The sequence below is a fragment of the Bacillus sp. OTU530 genome (assembly GCF_038440375.1).
Genome location: NZ_JASATP010000116.1, coordinates 1 through 1,527, shown reverse-complemented (window position 1 = coordinate 1,527; position 1,527 = coordinate 1). Strand labels below are relative to the sequence as shown.

General features: G+C 38.4%; 2 protein-coding genes. One reads left to right on the top strand and one right to left on the bottom strand.

Annotation, left to right across the window (positions count from 1 at the left end; all coding sequences use genetic code 11):
• Positions 1-16: 16 nt before the first annotated feature.
• A complete protein-coding gene (locus AAHB12_RS31055) occupies positions 17-985 on the bottom strand; it encodes a 2-keto-3-deoxygluconate permease (protein ID WP_342048927.1) in 969 nt (322 codons plus the stop codon).
• A 358-nt stretch (positions 986-1,343) separates the two neighbouring features.
• Here AAHB12_RS31055 and AAHB12_RS31050 point away from each other — a divergent pair.
• On the top strand, positions 1,344-1,527 hold a 184-nt coding region (locus AAHB12_RS31050), incomplete at its 3' end, for a hypothetical protein (RefSeq protein ID WP_342048926.1).

Sequence of the window (1,527 nt, the reverse complement as noted above, 5' to 3'; positions counted from 1 at the left end):
CTAACTTTGCTCTTTATCAGGCTGCACTGGTAAGTGATTTTTTAGCTTTTTTCTTTTCGGACATTTTAAATACATAGCTAACAATAATCGGACAAATAATTGCGGATATTACACATGCAGCTGCAACTTGCGCAGTAGCCGCTGGTGCTACTGCAGCTAAGGCTGGATCTGCAGCTGCAACAACAGCTGGTGTAGCTACAGCATTTCCTGCAGTTGACCCTGTTGCTAAACCAACTATAGGATTTTCTTTAAATAACTTCAAAAGTAAGTAAGCGCCAATTCCAGTGAAGGCAGCTATTAATCCTAGTAATATACCCGGTCCTCCCGCTTTTATAATAGTTGAAAGATTCATTCCTGCACCTAATGGGAAGGAGAAGAATGGGATCAATAATAATTTACTGCTGCCAAGGAACTTTCTCATATCAGGATCAATATTTCCTAAGATCATTCCGATTACGATTGGAATTAATACTGCTACAAGTGTGTGAAAAGGAATTGCGGCAAGACCGGATGCACCTAATGCAACTAATGTAAAAAATGGACCATCCTTTAAAGAAAATAACGCATATGCCCCAACATCCGTTTCGTCACCATACGATGAAGCAAGAGATGCATATAAGCCGCCATTAGCATTTAATAGCGCTGCAAGGATTGCTAATGGTGATAATCCTAGTATTCCAGCAGGTCCAAAAAGCATTGCGACAGTTATCCCTATACCAGCACCTACTATAAATTTTCCTGTTAATAAGATTGCGCCTTTTTTTAATGCCTTTGGCGCCAACTTGAAGTGAATTTGTGAACCAATTAAAAACATAAAACATGCCAAAATTGTTGATGATGCTTCTTTACTGAATAATGCCGTTGTGAAACCGCCAATTTTTAAAACTTGTGGGAAAAATGTATTGGTTAATACCCCTAGAAAAAGCGGAACAACCATCAGACCACCTGGAATTTTATCAAGCGTTTTCTTAATTGGAATTTGCATATTTAATCCCCCTTTGTTTTATTACATGTCCATCATACCCTCCAGGAAACCGCTTTCATAGTTTATGAAAGTTTAATAAGTCTTTTTGTAAATAAAAAAAGTAAGCAGTTTCAAAAGCTGCTTACAGAAAGTTTTTTATTAAGTGTTCTTTAAATTGATTATATTCATGCTGGTACATAGGCCTGCCAATCGTTCCATAGATTACCTTGACTTCAAGTATTCCTAAGTCCTTTAGGAAATTCAGATACTTTCTTGCTGAAACCCTTGAGATTCCGTAAGCCCCCATTCAAACAACGCATATAAACACGCAGCATCTCCTGGTACGATGAATGTATCAATTTAAGGAGGTGCTTTCTATATGCCACAAAAACTAACGATTGTCCCCGTGACTTTACATACCGAAAACGAAAATACTACTGCAACAAATCCAGCAGTACTTTCCCAAAATCCTGCCTGCACGATCAAAACAGCCAACGCTGAAATTTCCTTCTTCAATGGTGTAGATGAGCACATCATCCAAACAGTCATGAGGGAGCTGAAAC